Raw genomic sequence first — 6,453 nt, 5'->3', positions numbered from 1 at the left:
AATGGGATAGAGAGCTGCGTAGTTCAGCCAAGGCGGGTCAATCCGCTCGAAGTGAAAGCGAAAGGGGAGGGACTGGAAGCCTCCCATGTCATGTAATAGGTGACTATACTTTTACCAGCTATCAGGTAAAATGTGAAATCGTTCCAAAAGCTTAAAATCAAAAATCTACAATACACATATGCCTAGAACACCCAGCGAATATTCCGTGCACCTGCTGCTTGATGGCGGCCACCGCGAAGAAATCCGTTTTGCAACTCTGCCGGATTTTCAACAGTGGTATAAAACCCTGGTTCCCAAACAAGATTCGTCAGAATTTGTCAATGTTCCGATCAAAAATATTCAAGGAGAATACATGGTAGTTCGCCCTTCCAGTATTCTCGCAATTCGCGTAGAACCGCTGTTTAGTTCTAGTCTCGAACGATACGATGAATAATCGACTAGGAAAGTTATCAATTGATTAGGGAAATTTAGAAGTTGAGCAAGATTTTTCGTTATCAGCTATTGGCGATCGCCTGTTGTGTTTTAGCGATCGCATTTTCTGTTCCCGCGATCGCAATTCCGGCGCTGCAACAAATTAGTGTAAGTCAATTACAACCGAGTGAGTTGGAGTCGATCGCCTTTGACGCTCAAATCTGGGGCGAAAATGGCAAGCCGGGGGATAAACAATTGCTGTTAAAGTCGATCGACTACAGCCTCGGTTATCTTAACTCCCAAGCTGCTGCTAGTGCTTACAGTCGCTATCGAGTCTCAGGTATTACGCGCGATCGAGTTCGGCGATCGCTCGATCGATTCCGCCAATTAGTTGTCAGTTCTACAACTCCAACACAACTCCAGGAATCTGTCAAGCGGGAGTTTGTGTTTTATAAGTCGATCGGCAAAGACAACAAAGGAACAGTAGCATTTACAGGTTATTTCGAGCCGACTTACCAAGCCTCTCGCACCCCTAATTCCGAATACCGTTATCCCCTGTACAAGGCACCGCCAAACCTCGGTTCTTGGCGCAAACCTCACCCAACTAGATTGGAATTGGAAGGTGCGGATGCTTTGCAGGGAAGCAAAGGATTGTTGCGGGGATTGGAATTAGTCTGGTTGCGCGATCGCTTCCAAGCATTTCTCGTCCACGTCCAAGGTTCGGCGAAGTTGCAGTTAGCAGACGGCGGCGTGATGACAGTGGGTTTCGCGGGGAAAACCAGTCAGAGTTATACAGGTGTCGGGCGAGAATTAGTTAAGGACGGCAAGTTTACTTTAGAACAGCTAACATTGCCGAAACTCAACGAATATTTTAGCAAGTTTCCGGCAGATATGGACAAGTATTTGCCGAAGAATCAAAGCTTTGTCTTCTTTCAGGATACTAAAGGTGCACCTGCTACCGGCAGCATTGGAGTGCCCGTAACTGCCGAAAGGTCGATCGCCACTGATAAAGTGTTAATGCCTCCCGGCGCCCTAGCATTAATTAGCACGAAACTGCCCTATCCCAATGCGGCGGGGAAACTCGAACAAAATGCCGTTAATCGGTTTGTTTTGGATCAAGATACGGGCGGTGCAATTAAAGGCGCGGGGAGAGTTGACGTATTTATGGGCACGGGGAACCTGGCGGGCGATCGGGCGGGTTATATCAACTCGACTGGAGAACTGTATTATCCGCTATTAAAGTAGAAAGCGAGTGGCCAGAAACCGGGTTTTTACGAAAAATATTCGCCATCATCGATAGATTAGGAAAAAACCCGGTTTCTTTGATTTTCACGAGTGGCCAGAAACCGGGTTTTTACGAAAAATATTCGCCATCATCGATAGATCAGGAAAAAACCCGGTTTCTTTGATTTTCATGAGTACCCAGCAAACCAGACTAAAATAGAAACAACCCCACCCATCCCAACCCGAAAAATGCTAAACAAAATTTGGCAATTCCTCAAACAACTAATCCAGCGCTTATTGGGGAAAACACCTCCACCACCTGCGCCGCCGCCACCCCGCCCCACCCTAACTGACGCGGAATACGAGTCGAAATTCATGGAAATCCTGGAAGGGGTGAATGTCGGCTGGAGTCGAGGGGATGTAGCGGGTTTCTTAATCGCCAAACGCCTGAGAGATAGTGAATTGGCGGCTTGGTTGCGACGGTTTGGGACTGGATTGTTTGAGGGCGAATATGATGACACAGCCCCTACAGATGCGGTGGCTGCGCTTCAGGAATTGGGGCGCAGGCTGGAATTGTTGGGTAGAATTCGCAGCGGGGAATTGTCGGAGGTGGCGGGGGATACTGGGCGGGAGATTTTGACGCGATTTCCGCTGCCGGTGGTTGAGGATGATGCTGGTGGGTATGGGAATGTGATTGAGGCGGTGTTTGTTGGGGATGGTTTGGGTGTTTCTGGGGATGGGAATCGCAGGGATGCGGAGGGTGCGTAGGATTTATATAGCAGGCTAAGAATTTAATAGACTCAGAGCGATCGGCATGATATTCTTAGCAATTAAGCGCCGCATCCGTCGCTAATTTTCACACACTCAAATAAGACGAAAGAGGACTGAAGTCCTCACTACAAACTTAAATCGTAATGGCACAAGTAATCGGCATTGACTTAGGCGGCACCGCAATTAAACTCGGCAGATTTAGCGCAGACGGCGTTTGTCACCAATCCTTAACAGTCCCAACGCCTCAACCCGCTACTCCAGAAGCCGTCTTAGCCGCCATCACCGATGCTATTTTACAACTTCAAACTCCCCCCCTTCTTAAGGGGGTTGAACTTCAAACTCCCCCCCTTCTTAAGGGGGGGCTGGGGGGGGATCGAATATGTGCGATCGGCATTGGCACACCAGGCCCAGCAGACGCAGCAGGCAGAATAGCCCGAGTCGCAATCAACCTCAAAAACTGGCACAACGTCCCCCTAGCTGACTGGTTGGAAGCCAAAACCGGATTGCCGACAATATTAGCAAATGATGCCAATTGTGCCGGATTGGGAGAAGCTTGGTTAGGGGCAGGAAAGCACTTTAAAAACCTGATTTTACTGACATTAGGAACAGGAGTCGGCGGTGCAGTTATCCTAGATGGCAAACTATTTTCAGGCCATCTAGGTGCAGCCGGAGAATTAGGATTAATTTCGATTAATCCCGACGGCCCAGAGTGTAATAGTGGCAATCACGGTTCTTTAGAACAGTACATTTCCGTGCTAGCAATTCGTCGCGATACTGGCTTGGAACCGCTAGAATTAGCCAATTTAGCTAAGTCTGGAGATGCTAAAGCTTTAGAATTTTGGAGAAATTATGGTCGCTATCTCGGTATCGGCTTAGCAAGTCTAATTTATATTTTAACACCAGAAGCTATTATTATCGGTGGCGGAATTAGTGCAGGTGCCGAGTTTTTCTTGCCAGCAGTTCAAACGGAAATTGAGCGGCGCGTGCTGCCGAGTTCTCGGGAAGGTTTGCAGTTATTGGTTGCTGAATTGGGCAATCAAGCAGGTATGGTAGGCGCAGCAAAATTAGCTTGGCAAATCGCTCTTATGACAGTTGACAGTTGACAGTTGACAGTTGACAGTTAGTTGTAGGGGCAGTGCCCCCGTGCCTGCCCTCTTAGCTGACAGTTGACCAATGACTAATGACTAATGACTGATGACCAATGACTAACGACTAATAACTTCTTCATGGCAGAGAGTGCCCAGTTATATTTTTAATATATTCCTGAATTTTTAGATAAGTGTCCGAGTTGCCTTCGCGCATGATAATAATATTAGTAGCGCTGTCAGGCAGGTAAAAGCTGATTAAGCGACCGTTCTGTTCGCTAGCAAAAGAGCTAATTCGACTCAGATCGATCGCAAATTCTTTGCGCTCGTAATTAATTTTAATCCAGGAACCTTTAGAATTGCGATCGACCGTTTTTTTGATGTATTCGAGAATTTGCTTGTAAGCCTCATAATTCCCTTGGGGATTGAGAATAATCGGCAGACTGCTATTCGGCAGCCAAAATGTAATACGCTTGTTATCCGGTTCGCTAGAAAAAGCACTAATAGTGTCAAGGTCAATTATGTATGTATTTTTCTCATAAGTAATTTTGCTCCAGTAAGCCACAACACAAAACCTCCTCAAACCTGCGTTTCCTGGTATTTTAGGATAGTTTGACAACTCATACAATTTTAGATTTTAGATTTTAGATTTTAGATTTTAGAATTGGGAATGACAGATGACTATCGGGGTTTGGATCTTACCTACAGTTGCATTCTTTTGTAAAACTGGTATCACCCTGGAAATCTTAGCTAAAAAGTTAAGTAAAAATTATCAGCATTTTTACCTTCTGCCTTTTGCCTCCCGAAGGCTACACTGGCAGACAAGTCTGCCTTCAGCCTTAGGATATTAGCCGCCCAGCCCTATACGGCGGGCTGGGGGTAAGGTTTTTCAGTAGTTGAGAATGCTCCCCGATATCCTGTCTGGTAAATGCAACCCGAATCAAATCCTATTGTTGGGTTGGGCGGGTTTTCTACAGATATTGTCTGCCCGATTTGAATATTGCGTGCTCTGGCCCGCCCTACAGACATCCAATATATCAAAACTAATCGATCGCAGATAAGATGAGATCAGGCTCCTGCAAGTTTCCCTGCTACTAAGTCGCGGGCCTCAGCTTCTAAAACATCCTGCTTTCCCTGAGAGCTCGCTGCCTGGATAAACCCCTGAAACAAAGGGTGAGGGGAACTAGGCCTAGATTGGAATTCGGGGTGAAATTGACTGGCGATGAAAAAGGGATGGTTGGGCAATTCGATCATTTCTACGAGTCGGCCGTCGGGAGATGTGCCGGATACTACATAGCCTGATTCTAAGAAAAGATTGCGGTAGGCATTGTTGAACTCGTATCGGTGGCGATGCCGCTCGTAAATCACTTCTTTTTGATACAGTTTGAAAGCGAGGGTGTCCGGGTTTACACGGCACGGATACAAACCCAGTCGCATCGTACCGCCCAAATCGATTACATCTTGCTGTTCTGGCAATAAATTAATTACTGCATTTGCTGTATCCGGGTTGAATTCAGCGCTGTTGGCATCCTGTAGTTGGGCGGTGTTGCGCGCCCATTCGATCACAGCACACTGCATCCCCAAACACAATCCCAAAAATGGTATTTTATGGTGTTTGGCATATTGAATCGCAGCTATTTTGCCGTCAACTCCCCGAATCCCAAAACCTCCGGGCACAACAATGCCGTTGATATTTTGGAGATAGTTTTCGATGTTTCCCGATTCTAAATCTTCTGAGTTGATCCAGTGCAAATTTAGGTCGCAGCCGATCGAGATTGCCGCGTGCCGCAAAGCTTCCACCACCGAAAGATAAGCATCGTTCAACCGCACGTATTTGCCAACCAAAGCAATCTCAATCTTGTGGCTGGGGCTATACAGCCGTTTGACTAAGGTTTGCCACTGAGTCAAATCGGGTGGCCGCTGTTCGAGTTGCAGCAAATTGATGGTTTGTTCCGCCAAACCTTCCTGTTCCATCATCAGCGGTACTTCGTAGATACTTTTGGCATCTTGAGCTGTGATGACGCATTCTTCGGGTACGTTGCAGAATTCCGACAATTTTTGTTTGAGGCCCAGAGGTAAAGGTCGATCGCACCTACAGACTAAAATATCTGGTTGAATGCCTATAGACCGCAACTCCTTAACCGAGTGCTGAGTCGGTTTAGTCTTCATCTCTCCAGCCGACGGAATCCAAGGTATCAGCGTCACGTGCATATACACAACATTTTGCCGTCCGACAGCCTTGCGAAACTGGCGAATTGCTTCCAAAAACGGTAAAGATTCAATATCTCCCACGGTGCCGCCGATTTCCGTAATCACCACGTCAGGATTAGTATTTTTTGCTACCCGAAAAATACGCTCTTTAATCTCGTTAGTGATGTGGGGAATCACCTGCACCGTGCTCCCTTGATACTCGCCGCGGCGTTCTTTATTGATCACCGCTTGATAAATGGCACCCGTGGTGACACTGTTCAGGCGAGACATGGAAGTATCGGTAAAACGCTCGTAGTGCCCCAAATCCAGGTCAGTTTCCGCACCGTCTTCGGTGACGAATACTTCTCCGTGCTGAAACGGGCTGAGAGTACCAGGGTCAACGTTAATATAGGGGTCTAGCTTCAAAATCGAGACTGAGTAGTCCCTGGACTTCAATAGGCGACCGAGGGAAGAAGCGACAATTCCCTTGCCGATACTGGAAACCACGCCGCCGGTCACAAACACAAATTTGGTCATAGATTTTCGACTTTAGATCTTTCTAGTTAAGAAGGTAACACTCAAATCTAAGAGCTAAAATCCAAAATTGTCCAGCAGGGTTTGAGCCTTTCTCAACTACGGGTGCGGATACGACGAGTCGCCCATTAGCTGAATCGGGCGGTTGGCATGGGTTTGGAGTGCGATCGCCCATTTCCCAACTGTTGATTGTTCCTGAGTTCGCTGTTAGAGACCAAGGGCGAACCAGAAACCAAGG

General features: G+C 47.2%; 6 protein-coding genes. 4 read left to right on the top strand and 2 right to left on the bottom strand.

What is annotated here, in order from left to right; genetic code table 11:
• Positions 1-178 precede the first annotated feature (178 nt).
• The 4 genes from JGK16_RS30255 to JGK16_RS30240 all read left to right on the top strand — a co-directional run bounded on the left by JGK16_RS30255 (position 179) and on the right by JGK16_RS30240 (position 3,509).
• Positions 179-433 carry a hypothetical protein gene (locus tag JGK16_RS30255; RefSeq protein WP_293185768.1) on the top strand — a complete coding sequence of 85 codons (255 nt, stop codon included), beginning with the start codon at positions 179-181 and terminating at the stop codon, positions 431-433.
• Positions 434-474: 41 nt separating this feature from the next.
• Complete coding sequence (locus JGK16_RS30250; protein ID WP_293185769.1) at positions 475-1,656, top strand: MltA domain-containing protein; 1,182 nt, start codon at positions 475-477, stop codon at positions 1,654-1,656.
• 228 nt (positions 1,657-1,884) lie between these two features.
• Positions 1,885-2,403: a hypothetical protein gene (locus JGK16_RS30245; protein ID WP_293193600.1), complete on the top strand. Its 519-nt coding sequence runs from the start codon at positions 1,885-1,887 to the stop codon at positions 2,401-2,403.
• Positions 2,404-2,549: 146 nt separating this feature from the next.
• Positions 2,550-3,509, top strand: a complete 960-nt coding sequence (locus JGK16_RS30240) for an ROK family protein (RefSeq protein ID WP_293193602.1) — start codon at positions 2,550-2,552, stop codon at positions 3,507-3,509.
• Positions 3,510-3,630: 121 nt separating this feature from the next.
• Here JGK16_RS30240 and JGK16_RS30235 read toward each other — a convergent pair whose 3' ends face one another.
• Both JGK16_RS30235 and JGK16_RS30230 read right to left on the bottom strand, forming a co-directional pair.
• Positions 3,631-4,056, bottom strand: coding sequence for a hypothetical protein (locus JGK16_RS30235; RefSeq protein WP_293185772.1), 426 nt, complete (start codon positions 4,054-4,056; stop codon positions 3,631-3,633).
• A gap of 503 nt (positions 4,057-4,559) precedes the next feature.
• Entirely contained in the window at positions 4,560-6,218 is a 1,659-nt protein-coding gene (locus JGK16_RS30230; RefSeq protein ID WP_293193604.1) for a CTP synthase, read from the bottom strand.
• Between the last annotated feature and the right edge of the window lie 235 nt (positions 6,219-6,453).

The organism is Microcoleus sp. PH2017_09_SFU_O_A (assembly GCF_020738625.1).
In the GTDB taxonomy this organism is placed as follows: domain Bacteria; phylum Cyanobacteriota; class Cyanobacteriia; order Cyanobacteriales; family Microcoleaceae; genus Microcoleus.
The sequence above is the reverse complement of the archived record's forward strand: the minus strand, read 5'-3'. Positions and strand labels throughout refer to the sequence as shown.